This window comes from Saccharopolyspora elongata (assembly GCF_004348985.1).
Taxonomy (GTDB): domain Bacteria; phylum Actinomycetota; class Actinomycetes; order Mycobacteriales; family Pseudonocardiaceae; genus Saccharopolyspora; species Saccharopolyspora elongata.
Genome location: NZ_SMKW01000007.1, coordinates 166,268 through 179,500, shown reverse-complemented (window position 1 = coordinate 179,500; position 13,233 = coordinate 166,268). Strand labels below are relative to the sequence as shown.

General features: G+C 70.4%; 14 protein-coding genes. 6 read left to right on the top strand and 8 right to left on the bottom strand.

All coding sequences use genetic code 11. The annotated features are described in order from the left end of the window. Positions 1–59 precede the first annotated feature (59 nt). Positions 60–1,271: a cysteine desulfurase-like protein gene (locus tag E1288_RS08430; RefSeq protein WP_132482966.1), complete on the bottom strand. Its 1,212-nt coding sequence runs from the start codon at positions 1,269–1,271 to the stop codon at positions 60–62. Between the two features lie 65 nt (positions 1,272–1,336). Next, a complete protein-coding gene (locus E1288_RS08425; protein WP_132482964.1) occupies positions 1,337–3,106 on the bottom strand; it encodes a DEAD/DEAH box helicase in 1,770 nt (589 codons plus the stop codon). Between the two features lie 313 nt (positions 3,107–3,419). On the opposite strand from E1288_RS08425, the gene E1288_RS08420 reads away from it, so the two are divergent. Next, positions 3,420–4,475, top strand: coding sequence for a YihY/virulence factor BrkB family protein (locus tag E1288_RS08420; RefSeq protein WP_132482962.1), 1,056 nt, complete (start codon positions 3,420–3,422; stop codon positions 4,473–4,475). A 24-nt stretch (positions 4,476–4,499) separates the two neighbouring features. Here the strand turns inward: E1288_RS08420 and E1288_RS08415 are convergent, their stop codons facing one another. Both E1288_RS08415 and E1288_RS08410 read right to left on the bottom strand, forming a co-directional pair. After that, positions 4,500–4,748, bottom strand: a complete 249-nt coding sequence (locus E1288_RS08415) for a DUF3039 domain-containing protein (protein ID WP_132482960.1) — start codon at positions 4,746–4,748, stop codon at positions 4,500–4,502. Between the two features lie 58 nt (positions 4,749–4,806). Then, on the bottom strand, positions 4,807–5,154 hold the full coding sequence (locus E1288_RS08410; protein ID WP_132482958.1) for a DUF3099 domain-containing protein: 348 nt from the start codon (positions 5,152–5,154) through the stop codon (positions 4,807–4,809). 157 nt (positions 5,155–5,311) lie between these two features. Between E1288_RS08410 and E1288_RS08405 the strand changes: the two genes are divergently transcribed. Together E1288_RS08405 and E1288_RS08400 are read left to right on the top strand one after the other, a co-directional pair. Then, complete coding sequence (locus E1288_RS08405; RefSeq protein ID WP_132482956.1) at positions 5,312–5,986, top strand: lysophospholipid acyltransferase family protein; 675 nt, start codon at positions 5,312–5,314, stop codon at positions 5,984–5,986. A gap of 12 nt (positions 5,987–5,998) precedes the next feature. After that, positions 5,999–6,541 carry a hypothetical protein gene (locus E1288_RS08400; protein ID WP_132482954.1) on the top strand — a complete coding sequence of 181 codons (543 nt, stop codon included), beginning with the start codon at positions 5,999–6,001 and terminating at the stop codon, positions 6,539–6,541. Positions 6,542–6,656: 115 nt separating this feature from the next. Here E1288_RS08400 and E1288_RS08395 read toward each other — a convergent pair whose 3' ends face one another. The 4 genes from E1288_RS08395 to E1288_RS08380 all read right to left on the bottom strand — a co-directional run bounded on the left by E1288_RS08395 (position 6,657) and on the right by E1288_RS08380 (position 9,522). Beyond that, positions 6,657–7,097 (bottom strand): RNA 2'-phosphotransferase, encoded by a 441-nt coding sequence (locus E1288_RS08395; RefSeq protein ID WP_132482952.1) that lies wholly within the window; start codon positions 7,095–7,097, stop codon positions 6,657–6,659. Positions 7,098–7,156: 59 nt separating this feature from the next. Further along, positions 7,157–7,738 (bottom strand): HhH-GPD-type base excision DNA repair protein, encoded by a 582-nt coding sequence (locus E1288_RS08390; protein ID WP_132482950.1) that lies wholly within the window; start codon positions 7,736–7,738, stop codon positions 7,157–7,159. Positions 7,739–7,776: 38 nt separating this feature from the next. After that, positions 7,777–8,658, bottom strand: coding sequence for an NAD(P)-dependent oxidoreductase (locus E1288_RS08385; protein ID WP_132482948.1), 882 nt, complete (start codon positions 8,656–8,658; stop codon positions 7,777–7,779). 261 nt (positions 8,659–8,919) lie between these two features. Next, positions 8,920–9,522, bottom strand: coding sequence for a hypothetical protein (locus tag E1288_RS08380; protein ID WP_132482946.1), 603 nt, complete (start codon positions 9,520–9,522; stop codon positions 8,920–8,922). A gap of 108 nt (positions 9,523–9,630) precedes the next feature. On the opposite strand from E1288_RS08380, the gene E1288_RS08375 reads away from it, so the two are divergent. The 3 genes from E1288_RS08375 (at position 9,631) to E1288_RS08365 (ending at position 12,824) form a co-directional block, all read left to right on the top strand. Then, a complete protein-coding gene (locus E1288_RS08375) occupies positions 9,631–11,145 on the top strand; it encodes a N5-glutamine methyltransferase family protein (RefSeq protein ID WP_132482944.1) in 1,515 nt (504 codons plus the stop codon). Then, a complete protein-coding gene (dtd, locus tag E1288_RS08370; protein ID WP_132482942.1) occupies positions 11,142–11,567 on the top strand; it encodes a D-aminoacyl-tRNA deacylase in 426 nt (141 codons plus the stop codon). The genes E1288_RS08375 and dtd overlap by 4 nt, the downstream gene beginning before the upstream one ends. Before the next feature lie 285 nt (positions 11,568–11,852). Beyond that, complete coding sequence (locus E1288_RS08365; protein ID WP_132482941.1) at positions 11,853–12,824, top strand: sigma-70 family RNA polymerase sigma factor; 972 nt, start codon at positions 11,853–11,855, stop codon at positions 12,822–12,824. The last annotated feature ends 409 nt before the right edge of the window (positions 12,825–13,233 follow it).

Sequence of the window (13,233 nt, the reverse complement as noted above, 5' to 3'; positions counted from 1 at the left end):
GACCGTGCCCCCGCAGGAGCCCTGCGGGGGCACGGTCGTTTTCCGGCTAGGGACGTCCGTCATCCGCTGATCTCCGCCAAGGCGTCGAGCAGCCGCCGCACCTCCGCCTGGCTCGTGTAGTGCGAGAGGCTGGCGCGCACGCCGCCCTTCGGGCCGATGCCGAGGGCGTGCACCGCCTCCCAGGCGTAGGAATGGCCGTGAGAGACGTTCAGACCGCGCTCAGCCAGCTGCTCTGCCACATCCGAGGGTTCCTTGCCCGGAAGCCCGAAGAACGCCGTAGGAGTACACGAGCCCTGCGGAGCGCCGTAGCGCACTACGCCGTCCAGAGCCGCGAGACCGTCGAACAGCTCCCTGGCCAGTTCGTCCTCGTGGGCCTGCACGGACCGGCAGGAGGTCGCCAGCCGCTCGGCGCGGCTGCCGTCCGCGTCGCTGTCCAGGCCGGCCAGGTGCTCCACCGCGGCCACCACACCGGCCATCGCGGCGAACGGGTTGGTGCCGAGCTCGAACCGCTCCGGCGAGGTGTCCGGCGACGGCGCCAGCTTGTCCGGGTGCAGGTTCTCCAGCGACCACGGGTCGGCGGCCACCACCGCGGCCAGGTGCGGGCCGGCCCACTTGTAGGCGCTGGTCGCGTAGAGGTCCGCACCCAGCTCATCCAGCCGCACGTGGGCGTGCGGGCAGTGCTGCACCCCGTCGACATAGGACACGGCGCCGACCTGCCGGGCCCGGTCGGTGATCGCCCGCAGGTCGGGCATGATGCCCAGCACGTTGGAGGCCGCCGTGACGGCGACCAGCTTGGTGCGCTCGCCCATGAGTCCGGTGACGTTCTCGACGGGCAGTTCCCCCGTCGCCGGGTCGAGCTCCGCCATCCGCACGGCGGCGCCCGCCCGCTGCGCGTGCTGCACCCACGGCCGCACGTTGGCGTCGTGGTCCAGCTGGGTCACCACAATCTCGTCGCCGGGCCGCCAGCCCGCCGCGAACACGCCCGCGAACCGGTAGGTCAGAGCGGTCATGCTCGGGCCGAACGCCACGCACCCGGGATCCGGGGCGCCGACCAGGTCGGCGACGGCCGCCCGCGCCTCGGCGACGATCCCGGCGGAACGGCGGCTGGACTCGTACGGGCCGCCCACGTTGGACGTGCCCACCCGGTAGGCGTCGCTCACCGCGTCGATCACCGACTGCGGGACCTGGGTGCCCGCCGCGCCGTCCAACCACGCCCGACCGTCCGCCAGCGCCGGGTACTGGGCCCGGATCTTCTCCACGTCGAAAGCCATGTCCCGACCCTATGAGACCCGGATCGGCGACCAAACCGATCGCGCTGCGCCGTTCGGGGCCGATATCACCAGGATCGCAGGGTGGCGATGCGCTCCTCGAGCTGTTCCACGGTGGCCATCGCGGTGGGCGGCCCCCCGCAGCTCTTCTGCAGCTCGTTGTAGATCTTGCCGTGCGGCTTCCGGGTGCGGTGGTGGTGCAGCGACACGAGCGTGTTCAGCTCCTTGCGGAGCTTCTGCAGCCGCTCCTGGACCGTCTGCGGCCGCGCGCGCTGCTCCGCCTGCTCGGCGGCCTTCGCCGCCTTCGCGACCGCTTCGCGCTTGCCCACGTCCTCCAGCTGCTGCTCCTGCCGCTGCCGCAGCAGCGCCCGCACCTGGTCCGGTTCCAGCAGGCCGGGCAGGCCGAGGTAGTCCTGCTCCTCCTCGGAGGTGCTGAACGCCGCGGTTCCGAACGACGAGCCGTCGTAGATCACCTGGTCCAGCTCGGCCTCGGCACCCAGCGAGGTGAACGCCTTCTCGTCCTCGCCGGGCTCGTCGCGCTTGCTGTTGGCCGCGGCCAGCAGCTCGTCGTCCCAGCCGTCCTTCTCCCGGTGCGGCTTGCCGAGCACGTGGTCGCGCTGCGCTTCCAGCTGGCTGGCCAGCTCCAGCAGCACCGGGACGCTCGGCAGGAAGATGCTCGCCGTCTCACCCGGTCGCCGGGACCGCACGAACCGGCCGATGGCCTGGGCGAAGAACAGCGGGGTCGAGGCGCTCGTGGCGTAGACACCGACGGCCAGCCGCGGCACGTCGACGCCTTCACTCACCATTCGGACCGCGACCATCCAGCGGTCCTCGGACTCGGCGAAGTCGGCGATGCGGCCGGACGCCTGCGGATCGTCGGAGAGCACCACCACCGGATCGTGCCCGGTGATCCGGTGCAGGGCCTTCGCGTATGCCTTGGCCGTGACGTGGTCGGTGGCGATCACCAGGCCGCCGGCGTCCGGGAGGCCGCCGTTGCGCAGCTGCGTCAGCCGGGTGTCGGCGGCCTGCAGCACCGCCGGGATCCATTCACCCGACGGGTCCAGCGCGGTGCGCCAGGCCCGCGCGGTCTGCTCGGCGGTCAGCGGCTCGCCGAGGCGGGCGCTGAACTCGTCGCCGGCGTTCGTCCGCCACCGGGCCTCGCCGGAGTACGCCAGGAACAGCACCGGCCGGACGACGCCGTCGTTGAGGGCGTCGGAGTAGCCGTAGGAGTGGTCCGCCCGGCTGCGCAGCGAGCCGTCGGCGTCGGGCTCGTAGCCGATGAACGGGATCGGCGAGTCGTCGCTGCGGAACGGCGTTCCGGTCAGCGACAGGCGCCGCACGGCCGGGGTGAACGCCTCCCGGATCGCGTCGCCCCAGGACTTCGCGTCGCCCGCGTGGTGCACCTCGTCGAGGATCACCAGCGTCTTGCGGCGCTCGGTGCGCACCCGGTGCAGCGTCGGGTGCGCAGCGACCTGCGCGTAGGTGACCACGACGCCGCGGTAGTCGCTGGAGGTGATGCCGTCGCTGTTGCGGAAGTTGGAGTCCAGCGGGATGCCCGCGCCGCCGGCGGCCATGGCCCACTGGTGCTTGAGGTGCTCGGTGGGCGCAACCACGGTCACCGCCTCGACCGTGCGGTCGGCCAGCAGCTCCGCGGCGACCCGCAGGCCGAACGTCGTCTTGCCCGCGCCCGGCGTCGCCACCGCCAGGAAGTCCTGGGGCCTGCTCGACAGGTACTTGGTGAGCGCCCGGCGCTGCCAGGCGCGCAGTGGCCGGGATGGGGCCTGCGAGGGGTCGCTGAGCACGGATCGAACGGAATGATCGAGTTGCGCTTCGGACACGCCGGGTCGCCGCCCCTTCCTTCTTTCTCCCCTGCTGGATGGTGAGGGCGCGCCCTGCGCTGCCCCGCGACCGCCCGCACGCGCGTTCAGCGTCGATCGACTCGAAGCGGGCCGTCGTGCAGCCTACCTTTCGAGCCCGGCGGGCACCGGCATGCCCGGACGAGAGGTGCGCGACACTCCGTGTTCCCGGCGGTTTTGACGGGCCGACGCCCGCGGCGCCAGCCGATGCAGCATCCTTATGGGTGCCATGGGTCAGCCGAGTCCACCAGACCGCCAGGGGCGCAGTGCGACCGTCGCACCACGGGAAGCTCCGGTGCGGCGCGGGCCACTGCGCCTGGTCATGCGCACGCTCGACAAGGCGTGGTGGGACAACATCTTCTCGGAATCGGCAGCCGCCGCGTTCTGGCAGACGTTGTCCATGCCGCCGCTGCTGCTCGGGCTGCTGGGCAGCCTGGGCTTCGTCGGCGACTGGTTCGGCCCCACGGTCGTCGACGCCGTGCACGACAAGATCCTCGCGTTCTCCCGCTCGGTGTTCACGGCGAACGTGGTGGACCAGATCATCGGCCCGACCGTCGCCGACATCCTCACCAAGGGGCGCAGCGAGATAGTCTCGGTCGGCTTCCTGATCTCGTTGTGGGCGGGTTCGTCGGCGCTGGCGTCGCTGGTCGACTCGATCACGCTCGCCTACGACCAGTACCTGGTGCGCAACAGCGTCTGGCAGCGGATCTTCGCGCTGCTGCTGTACCTGGTGTGCCTGATCCTCGCGGTGGTCGGGCTGCCGGTGGTCGCGCTGGGCCCGGACTGGCTGCCGACGCTCTTCCCGCAGGACTTCCAGGACGACATCGCCTGGCTGATCCAGGCGTTCTACTACCCGGCGACCGGGATCGGCCTGGCGGTCGCGCTGGCGACGCTGTACAAGGTGGCGCTGCCCAGGAAGCTGCCGTGGCATCGCGGCCTGCCCGGGGCGCTGCTGGCGATGGCGATCTTCCTGTGCGCCAGCATCGGCCTGCGGCTCTACATCACGTGGGTGACCGGCACCGGCTACACCTACGGCGCGCTGGCCACCCCGATCGCGTTCCTGCTGTTCGCGTTCTTCATCGGGCTGGCGATCATCATGGGCGCGCAGTTCAACAACGCGATCCAGGAGATGTGGCCGGCGAAGATGACCCGCCGGGAGCGCCGGAGGTGGCGGCGCCTGGAGATGAAGCGACTCGCGCAGCGGATGCACACCGAAGAGGGCTACCGCGCGTGGCGAAACGGCCAGGCCGAGGAGGGCGAGGAGCCGAGCCCGCCTGCGGAGCGGCCGCGCAACGGCGCGCCGCTGCCGAAGAAACCGACCGGCAAGCAGGCCGAGCCGCACGGCGGCTGAGGGCCGCCGCGCGGGTCCGGAAGGTCAGTCCTTGCCGCCTGGGGGGAGGGACGCGAAGATCTCCTTGCAGTCCGGGCAGACGGGCGAGCCCGGCTTCGGCGACTTGGTGACCGGGAAGACCTCGCCGCACAGCGCGACCACGAACGTGCCCATGACCGCGCTCTCCGCGATCTTGTCCTTCTGCACGTAGTGGAACATCTCCGGACGGTCGTCACTGGTCTGATCAGTGGTCTCGGTCCGGGTATCGGTCTCCGGCATCGTCATCGTGCTCATGCCCCCAATGATGCCGCACGGCATCGACGCATGTCCGCATCCGGCCGGGTGTTCCCCGTCAGGCGCCCTCGATGACCTGGTGGCTGCGGGATTCGATCGAGTGCGGTGAACGGCGGAACCGGTTCACGTGCTCGCTCTTCTTGGCCGGGCGGTCGTTGGCGATGAGCACCGCCATCCACGGCAGCGGGATGGAAATCGCCAGGATGATCAGTGACAACCACCACAATTGCCACAGCTGGAACACCACCGCGGCGATCACCAGACACGGAATCCGGCTGGCCATCATGATCGCGTACCTGCGGCGCCGCTGCGCCTGCTGATCGTCGTAGGACGGCTGTGCCTCGGTGATCAGCACCGGGGTGTCGTCACGATGTGAGCTGTTCACGACGCTACCTCCGCCTCCCATGCTGCCACCCGATCGCGTCCTCGGATACCCCGGGTTCGCGCGTCCCGCACCCCCGGGCGCCGGGCCGACCGGCCTGACCCAGAGGTTGACCGGCAGGACGCACCGCCGAAACCTCGCCGGGTTAGATTCGATCGGGATCAACGGCGCGGGAGGGCGAATGCTGTACTCGGTGAGCAAGCGGGTCGTGGGCGCGGTGGCGCGGACGATCTACCGGCCGACCGTGATCGACGCCGACAAGGTGCCGGCGACCGGCCCGGTGATCCTCGCCCCGAACCACCTCGCCGTGCTCGACAGCTTCATCGTGCCGCTGGTGCTGCCGCGGCCGGTGTCGTTCCTGGCCAAGGCCGAGTACTTCAACGGCACCGGCACGAAGGGCGCGCTGGTCAAGTGGCTGTTCGGCTCGCTCGGCGCGATCCCGGTGGAGCGCGGCCGCGGGCGCGCCGCGAAGGAGGCGCTGGACACCGCCGAGCAGGTGCTGCTCGACGGCGGCGCGTTCGGCATCCACCCGGAAGGCACGCGCTCGCCCGACGGGCGGCTGTACCGGGGGCGGACCGGCGTGGCCCGGCTGGCGCTGGCCGCCGGCGCGCCGGTGGTGCCGGTCGGGTTGACCGGCACGGACAAGCTCCAGCCGCGCGGCAAGAAGATCCCCCGGCCGCACCCGGTGACGGTCCGCTTCGGCGACCCGCTGGACTTCTCCCGCTACGCCGGGATGGAGTCGTCGCTGCCGGTGCTGCGCTCGATCACCGACGAGATCATGTACGCGATCGCCGAGCTGTCCGAGCAGGAGTACGTCGACCGCTACCAGAGCCCCGGCGCCGCTGCGGCGGCCTGAGCTCATCCGGTCGTGGTGGGCACCGCCCCGGAAGTGGTCGGCGAATCGGTCCTCGCCTCCGCCTGTGCCGAGCTGGTCGTCGGGCGGCTGGTCGTCGGCACCGCGGTCGTCGTGACCGGCGGGGTGGACGGTTCGTCGGGCGTGGAGCTCGCGGGCGGGTCCGGAATGCCGTGGCACTGCTCGTCGGTCAGCCCGGCGCACGGGTCTGAGGTGGTCGACGGGGCCGGCGGCGCATCGCGCGGCGCCGTCAGCTGGTCGTCGATCCACGGATCTGCGGAGCGTGCGGTGCCGTTCCCGTCGACCGAGCCGCACGACTTGTTCGTGATGGCGTTCGGGTTGTCCGGGTCGCCGAAACGCGGCGCGGCGTCCGGCTCGCAGGTCAGAGCAACCGGCTCCGGAGCGCGAGCGGCCACGGGCGCGACCGGCCGAGCCGACATCTTGGTCGGCAACGGCATCGACGACGGTGCGACGCGGGGCGGCAGAAAACGCGGCGGCGGAGCACTGCACGCCCCTATCGCGAGCATCAGTCCCGACAATGCGGCGGCAACGGCGTAGCGAGTCATAGGCGGTCCCCCAGTGCGAAGGCCCGCGCGTTCGCAGGCCCTGCCTTGGCTTCCGCGTTGACGTTGCCGGACGTTATCCGGTTACCACCCGTAGTGCCGCCGCCAGGTCAGTCCGGGTAGCGGATGAACTCGGGCCGGACGTGGTCCACCAGCCAGACGCCGTTGGCGCTGACCCTGAACTCGTGCCCGGTCGCGTGCATACCGGCAGCGTCCACGGTCAGCACGACCGGCCTCCCCCGCCGCCCGCCGACGCGCTTCGCGGTCTCGCGATCGACCGACAGGTGAACGTGATGCCGGTTCATCGGCCGCAGCCCCTCGCTGGCCCTGATGCGGTCGCCGTCGATCACGTACCGCTGCTTGTCGTTGTCCGCGACGACCCGCACCAGTTCGGCCCGCGAAATCGGGAAGCCGTGCGAGCCGGCTGCTGCGAGCAGCTCGTCGACCGCCACCCAACCGTGCTCGTCGAGCTCGATCCCGATCCGCTCGGGCTGGTGGCGCAGGTGCTTGGCCAGGTACTTCGAGACCCGCACCAGCCTTCGCTCGTCCATGACCGCCTCCCCAGCCGGACACTACGCGGGCGCATCGCGGCGAGGGCGAATTCCGGGAGTCAGCCCTTGGCGGCCTTGGCGGCGGCTTTCTGCTCCTTCTTCCAGGACCGGACCTCGTTCAGGGTCTGCTCGTCGACGACGTCGGCGATCGAGCGCCTCGACCCGTCCTCGCCATAGGCCCCAGCGGCCTCGCGCCACCCGGTGGGCTGGACACCCCGCTGCTTGCCCAGCAGGGCGAGGAAGATCCGCGCCTTCTGGTCGCCGTAACCCGGCAACGCCTTGAGCCGCTTCAGCACCTCCTTGCCGTCCGGGTCGCCCTCGGTCCAGATCGCCTCGGTCCGGCCGTCGTAGTGCTCGACGACGTACTGGGCCAGCGCGTGCACCCGCCGCCCCATCGACCCGCCGTACCGGTGGATCGCCGGCTTCTGCACGCACAGCTCGACGAACTCGTCCAGATCGGATTCGGCGATCTTGGTGACGCCGAACCCGCCCATCCGGTCGGCGATCTTCTTCGGTCCCGCGAACGCGACCTCCATCGCGACCTGCTGATCCAGAAGCATGCCCGTGAGCAGGGCGAACGAGTCGTCGCTGAGCAGCTTGTCGGCGTCGGCGTCGCCGGTGAGGTGCAGCATGTTGGACATGCGCCTCATTTTCACACGTCAGGCGCGACGGCGGTCGCTCACTCGGAACCGGGCGCCCGGACCCCCTCGAACACCGCATCGAAGGCCTTCGCTCCGTGGCCGTCGGCGACCTGGCGGTCGACCAGGGCTTTGAGCGGACCGACCACGTCCAGCCCCACCCCGGCCTCCCGGCTCGCCCGGACGATGGCATCGAGGGCTGCCTTGGTGAAGTCAAGGCTCTGCCCATCCGCCTCGGCACCGGCCTCGATGGCTTCCCCGCTCAGCGGGAGGACCTGCACCATCGCCGAGAGCCACTGCACCGCGTGCTTCGCGAACTCGGTGGCCGGGACGCCTTCGGTGCGCACCATGGCCGCACCGTGGGAGAACCCGGCGAACATCGTGTACATCGCGGCCAGCAATGCGAAATCGTAGAGCGAGGCCATACCCGCGTCCGCACCGAAGTACTCGGCCGAACCCAGCAGCTCCAATACCGCCCTGTTCTCGTCGAACACCTCTTTCGAGCCGCTGTACAGCAGGAACGACTCCGGCCGGCCGATCATGGCCGGGATGGACATGATGCCGCCGTCGAGGTATTCGATGCCGTGGCACTCCGCCCAGGCGGCAAGTTCCCTCGCATCGCTCGGCGCGGTGGAGGTCAGGTTGACGACGGTTCGCCCGGCGAGGTCACCGGCCACCGGATCGAGGACGTCGTGCACCGATCCGTGGTCCAGCAGGCAGGCGACGATCAGGCCACCGGCGGCGACCGCCTCGTCGACCGTCGCGGCGGAGGTGGCTCCGGCGGCGACGAGTTCGGCGTGCCTGCCCGGCGTGCGGTTCCACACCGCGGTGGGGTGGCCGCCGATCAAGAACGCATTCGCCAGAGCTCGCCCCATGGCGCCGAGACCGAGGACCGTGATCGGAACCGGCGAGGACTTGGTCATCGTGAATCGCTCCTTCAATTCCACTTTCAGCAAGCCGGTTGATCGTCACCTCCGGGCACGGGGCCGACAAGTACCCACTACTTAGTGCGGTACGCACCGAAAAGTAAGCAGGCGCGAATAATCGATGCGGTATCGGCGCAGCAATGGATGCCGTCGCCAATCGACCTCGGAGACGAGGTGCTCAGCCAAGCGAATGGGGCTGGCCCCGCCAGCGCCGGGCGAGGCCTTCTCGCGATCTGCTGATCCCCCGGGCGTCTTGCCTCACCGGTGAGTCGCGCTCGGCCCTCCGGGGCGCCACGTTCCGAGCCAGTCGTCGATCAGCTCGACAACCCGATCCGGTGTGGCTCCTCTTTTCACCAGGGCGCTCACGCGCTGGGCCTCCGCGGTCGTCGGTAGGAAGCCGACCAGCAGCGCAGGCAGCAACAGCCGCCTGACGAGCAGTTCCTGCGCCGACGTCACGTGCGGCCGGCGGACGACCGAGACGTTCACGCGAACCGCGTGCTCGTTGAGCGGCGAAGCACCGGGACGATCGGTCTCGACGGCGGCGTACCGGAAGCCGTGGGCGAGGTTGCACGCGCCGCAGTCCACCGGCCCGCGGCTGAGCCGGCCTCCGCATTCGTCGCAGGCGATCCGGTCGAGCGCGGCGTCCACCACCCGCCAGTCGTGCCGGTCCGGCTCGGCCACCACTAGCCCGGCGACCTCCGCCTCCGGTTCCGCCGCCCACTCGGCGCGGAAGCGCCGCCATTCCTCTTCGACGACGTCGTCCACCAGCGCCCGGCAGCGGCTGCAATCGGGCGCGCCGCTGTATTCGTGCCCGCCGCATTCGCCGCACCGGACGAGGACGGCACCGACCGCAGGTCTCATCCACTCATGTTCCTGCAGGACGAGCTCGGGGCGCGATCGGTTTTCCGGAGCCCCGCGCCGCGGGTGCGCCCAGATGCGCGAACGGGTGGCCGTGTGAGGATCGGGATCGTGATTCCAGACCTGTCCCATGACCGCATCGATCGACTTCGCGACGCCTTCCGAACCGCCGGCTACGACGCCGACGGCGTCGTGCAGCTCCTCGGTTCCGAAGCGCACGCCGCGCTGGGCCGGGGCGAGCCCGTTCCGGCGCTGCGCGCCACCAGCGACGCCGGCGCGCTCGGCACCTTGGTCCGCTTGTTCCTGCTCGGCCAGGCCGAGTCGCAGGCCGCCGTCGAAGCCGCGCTCGCCCCGCTGCCGTTGACCGAGGCGAAGGCCGCTGGGCTGCTCGTCGACGACGGCGACCGGCTACGTGCCGGGCTCGACGTCCGCCCGCACGGCGTCGACGACGAATCGTGGTGGGTCGTCTCGGACCTGGATTCGGACCTGCGCGGCGGCCGCCCGGTGGAGGCCGACCACGTGCTCGGCGTCGGGCACGCGTCGCTGAGCCTGGTCCGGGCGACCTCGCGGCGGCCGGTGGGCTCGGTGCTCGACCTCGGCACCGGTTGCGGCGTGCAGGCCCTGCACGCGAGCACGCACGCGCAGCGGATCACCGCGACCGACGTGTCCAAGCGGGCGCTGGCGCTGGCCGAGGCGACGTTCCGGCTCAACCGCGTCGACGTCGAGCTCGCCGAGGGCGAGTGGTTCGACCCGGTCCGGGGCCGCAAGTTCGACCAGGTCGTGTGCAACCCGCCGTTCGTCGTCGGCCCGCCGCGCACCGACTTCACCTACCGCGACTCGGGGCTGGCCGGGGACGACGCGAGCGCGCTGGTCGTGCGCCAGCTGCCCGGCTTCCTCGCCGAAGGCGGCACCGGGCAGCTGCTGGCCTCCTGGGTGCACCGGGACGGCGAGGACTGGCAGGACCGGGTGTCCCGGTGGCTGCCGCCCGGCGCCGGGGTCGACGCCTGGTTCGTGCAGCGCGACGTCGCCGACCCAGCCCTCTACGTGGGCACCTGGCTGCGCGACGCCGGATACGACCTCAGGTCCCCGCAGGGCCTGCAGAAGGCGGCCGCGTGGCTGGACTGGTTCGAGGCCAACGACGTGATCGGCATCGGCTTCGGGTTCGTCACGCTGCGCCGCACCGACGCGCGCGGCGAGGTCGTCTGCGAGGACCTCCGGCACGCCTTCGACGACCCGCTGGGCCCGGAATCAGACCAGTGGCTGCGCCGCGTCGACTGGCTGCGCGCCCACGACTCCGCCGAGGCCCTGCTGGCGGCCCGCCTGGTCACCGCCGACAGCACCGTGCTGGAAGCGGTCTCCGAGCCCGGCGACGAAGGCTGGCAGCCGCTCGTGCACCGGCTGCACCGCACCGACGGGCCGGGCTGGCAGCACGAGATCGACGAGCTGGGCGTGCGGCTGCTCGCCGGGTGCCGCGGGGCGCTGCCGCTCGGCGAACTCCTCGAGTTGCTCGCGATGGGCTACGGCGAGGACTCCGAGAACCTGACCCGGGCCGCGATCCCGATGGTCCGCGAACTCGTTCGGCACGGAATGCTGCTGCCGGCGGAATGGGCGGGCGGCGACCAATGAGAGCAATCGTCACCCGAGTCACTCGCGCCTCGGTAACTGTCGACGGCGTCGTGGTCGGCAAGATCGAAGAACCCGGGCTGTTAGTGCTATTGGGTGTGACGCATTCCGACGGGCCTCAAGAAGTCGTCAATATGGCGCGCAAACTGCACGAGATTCGGGCGCTGCGGGACGAGGAGTCCTGCGCCACGACCGGGGCACCGCTGCTCGTCGTCAGCCAGTTCACGCTCTACGGGTCGACCAAGAAGGGACGCCGCCCGTCGTGGACCGAGGCGGCCCGGCCGGAACAGGCCGAACCGCTGGTGGACGGGGTTGTGGCGGCGCTGCGCGAACGGGGTGCGCGAGTGGCCACCGGGGCGTTCGGGGCGATGATGGCGGTGGAGAGCGTGAACGACGGGCCATTCACACTTTTGGTTGAGGTCTAAATGTAACGAGGGCTCTCAGGAAATCCTCAGGCTTGGCGGCGCAACGGATGTGACCGCCATGACGTCTTCTCGTCTAGAACTTCGGGAACGAATTCGGCACGCCGGTCGTTTTCCAGGTAACGAAGCTTCGACGGCCATGCCGACAGGCCGCCAAACCCATCGGCAGCACCGGAGAAGACGTCGACGCGGAGCCCGTACAACCGAGCGTACGCGTCCTCCACACCGCGCAACGGCGCGCGAGTGTGATTTGCGCCCGCCAAGCCAGCCCGCCAGGGAGGGAGCTCAATGACCGTCCCGCAGACCACCAAGCCAGACGTCACCGTCACCGAAGACCTGGACACCCAGGGCCCATCGGCAGACCTGGTGCGCGTCTACCTCAACGGCATCGGGCGCACCGCGCTGCTCACCGCACAGGAAGAGGTCGACCTCGCCAAGCGGATCGAGGCCGGGGTTTTCGCCAAGCATCTGCTGGAGACCAGCAAGAACCTCTCCCCCGAGCGGCGCTCCGACCTCGGCGCCGTGGTCCGCGACGGCCGCCGGGCGAAGAACCACCTCATGGAGGCCAACCTCCGCCTGGTCGTCAGCCTGGCCAAGCGCTACACCGGCCGCGGCATGCCGCTGCTGGACCTCATCCAGGAGGGCAACCTCGGCCTGATCCGCGCGGTGGAGAAGTTCGACTACACCAAGGGCTTCAAGTTCTCCACCTATGCGACCTGGTGGATCCGGCAGGCCATCACCCGCGGCATGGCCGACCAGAGCCGCACCATCCGGCTGCCCGTCCACCTCGTCGAGCAGGTCAACAAGCTGGCCCGGATCAAGCGCGACCTGCACCAGAAGCTCGGCCGCGAGGCCACCGACGACGAGCTCTCCGAAGAGGCCGGCATCCCGGTGGAGAAGATCCTCGACCTGATGGACCACTCCCGCGACCCGGTCAGCCTCGACATGCCGGTCGGGGCCGAGGAGGACGCGCCGCTCGGCGACTTCATCGAGGACGCCGAATCGGCCGACGCCGAGAACGCGGTGATCTCCGGGTTCCTGCAGGACGACCTGCGCCGCGTGCTGGCCACGCTGGAGGAGCGCGAGCAGGCGGTGATCCGGATGCGCTACGGCCTCGACGACGGCCAGCCGCGCACCCTGGACCAGATCGGCAAGTCGTTCGGGCTGTCCCGCGAGCGAGTCCGGCAGATCGAGCGGGAAGTCATGGCGAAGCTCCGCCAGGGCGACCGCGCCGACCGCCTGCGCGCGTACGCGAGTTGACCGCGCGATTTCGGGGCGTCGTGTGTCCGCGGAAAGCGCGGACCACGGCGCGGTCAGGATGATTTTGCGGGGGCCGAGCCCCCGCAGACCCCCACGGTGCGGTGGTCGCCTTCGGGATCGCTCCTCACGTTCTTGAGCGTTCCCAGCCTGCTCACCGACCAGCCTCCGGGGGTTCTGCCCCTTCCTCGCTCTGAACCTTCGTAGTTCTGAACCTTGCTAGTTCTGAATCTTTCGGGTTCTGGTTTTCGGGGTTCTGAGCTTCCGGGTTCTGGTTCGGGGCTTTGCGTTCGGTTCTCGATCTTGTGGGCTTCTGGTTCGGGCCTTCGGGTTGGGGAGTTTCTTTTGTCGTTCGGGGTTTTGTACACCCGGATGGCTCGTTGACCTTGTTGGGTTTCGGCGGGAACATCGT

Bases quoted from the DNA above. Each gene is read 5' to 3' on its own strand.
- E1288_RS08405 (WP_132482956.1), top strand. From the start codon at position 5,312: ATGCTGTACTCGGTGAGCAAGCGGGTCGTGGGCGCGGTGGCGCGGACG.
- E1288_RS08385 (WP_132482948.1), bottom strand. From the start codon at position 8,658: ATGACCAAGTCCTCGCCGGTTCCGATCACGGTCCTCGGTCTCGGCGCC.
- dtd (WP_132482942.1), top strand. From the start codon at position 11,142: ATGAGAGCAATCGTCACCCGAGTCACTCGCGCCTCGGTAACTGTCGAC.
- E1288_RS08415 (WP_132482960.1), bottom strand. From the start codon at position 4,748: ATGAGCACGATGACGATGCCGGAGACCGATACCCGGACCGAGACCACT.
- E1288_RS08395 (WP_132482952.1), bottom strand. From the start codon at position 7,097: ATGGACGAGCGAAGGCTGGTGCGGGTCTCGAAGTACCTGGCCAAGCAC.
- E1288_RS08390 (WP_132482950.1), bottom strand. From the start codon at position 7,738: ATGTCCAACATGCTGCACCTCACCGGCGACGCCGACGCCGACAAGCTG.
- E1288_RS08410 (WP_132482958.1), bottom strand. From the start codon at position 5,154: ATGGGAGGCGGAGGTAGCGTCGTGAACAGCTCACATCGTGACGACACC.
- E1288_RS08380 (WP_132482946.1), bottom strand. From the start codon at position 9,522: ATGAGACCTGCGGTCGGTGCCGTCCTCGTCCGGTGCGGCGAATGCGGC.
- E1288_RS08430 (WP_132482966.1), bottom strand. From the start codon at position 1,271: ATGGCTTTCGACGTGGAGAAGATCCGGGCCCAGTACCCGGCGCTGGCG.
- E1288_RS08365 (WP_132482941.1), top strand. From the start codon at position 11,853: ATGACCGTCCCGCAGACCACCAAGCCAGACGTCACCGTCACCGAAGAC.